At 72.3% G+C, this 1,376-nt stretch carries 1 protein-coding gene and 1 pseudogene; one reads left to right on the top strand and one right to left on the bottom strand.

From position 1 onward, the window contains the following. Nucleotides 1–462: pseudogene (locus B7767_RS48085) on the bottom strand (D-alanyl-D-alanine carboxypeptidase); the annotation flags it as partial. A 238-nt stretch (nucleotides 463–700) separates the two neighbouring features. Here B7767_RS48085 and B7767_RS18245 point away from each other — a divergent pair. Then, the coding region (locus B7767_RS18245) for a GPP34 family phosphoprotein (RefSeq protein ID WP_107486161.1) at nucleotides 701–1,376 on the top strand (676 nt) is incomplete at its 3' end.

Genomic DNA, 1,376 nt, shown 5'->3' with positions numbered 1-1,376 from the left:
CGTGCGGCCGGACTCCGGCGTGGTCGTACCGGCCCCGGAGGCGTTCTTCCGGTCCCCGGCGTCGGCCGTCCGCGAGGAGGCGTCCCCGGTGCCGTCGGCGGTGGCGTTCGCGGCCGTACCGGCCCCGGAGGCGTCCTTCCGCCCGGAAGCGTCCGACGCCTCGTCAGCGGCGCCCCCGCTGCCGTCCCCGGTCCCGGATTCGTCCGGGTCCGCCGAGCGCACCCACGCGGCCACCGCCTCGCGCAGGCGGCCGGTCTCCTCGCCCGTGCCGGAGGGCGTCTCCTCGCGCGCCGACAGCACGCGGGTGGCCGTGTCGACGTTCCCGCGGCTCTTCGAGGACTCGGCCTCGCGGCTCACCGCCAGCCGGGGATCCCGCTTCTCGGGAACCGGATCCGCGCTCCCCGACGTCGTTTCTTCCGACGACTCGCGCTGCTTCGACCTGTCGGGGGACTCGCCCGCCACCGATGCCTCCTCCATGTGCCGCACGCCCCGCGTGCGCCAACCGAACCGTGAACCGCCCGCCCGCGACAGCACTCCGCAGCGCTGTCCGAACCATGTACCAGTGTCCTGTGTGCGGACTTCCCCCACGCGGTAGACGAGAACGACATAGCTACTGGTTCCACTACGAACCGGTCACGCACCCTCGACAGACCAATGTGAGAGGGGTCACCCTGTCATTCATCCACGCGGGGAGGCATGGATGGGCAGGAGCCGCAGAACACTTCCGGAGGAGCTTCTGCTGCTGGCATTGGACCCGACCACGGGTACCACTGCACAGCCGCAGTCGCTCGACCTCGGTCTGGCCGGAGCGCAGCTAGTGGAGCTGGCGCTGGCCGGACGGATAGCCCCAGACGGGGATCGTATCGCCGTGGTGGTGCCACGGCCGACTGGAGACCCAACACTGGACTGCGCGTTGGAGTTGCTGCGAAGGCGCGGCGCTCCGGTACGGGCGGTCCACTGGATCGGCGGGCCGCGTCTCGGGCTGCGCCAGACCTATCTCTCGCATCTGGAGCGGTGCGGCATGGTGCACGCCGTGGCCGGACAGATGTGCGGGGTGCTGCCGACGACTCGCTACCAGGCGACGGACACCGAGATCAGCCGGGAGATCAGAACCCGGCTGGACTCCGCGATCCGCACCGGCGTCCCGCCGGACCCGCGGACCGCGGCACTCGCCGCACTGGCGCACGCGGTGGGCCTCGGCAAGCACCTGTACCCGGGGAACGAGGGACGCTCCTCGCGTTCCCGGTTGCGGGATCTGATCCGGCACGACCCGATGGGCGGACTCGTCGCGCACGCCGTGATGGACGTCCAGAACGGCGTGGCGGCCCAGCCGCGCCGCAACTCCGCCCCGGCGGGCCGGCAGGCCCCCGCCGGCG

This window comes from Streptomyces sp. 13-12-16 (assembly GCF_002114215.1).
GTDB lineage: Bacteria > Actinomycetota > Actinomycetes > Streptomycetales > Streptomycetaceae > Streptomyces.
Note: the sequence above shows the minus strand (reverse complement) of the source record. Positions and strands in the feature narration are given on the sequence as shown.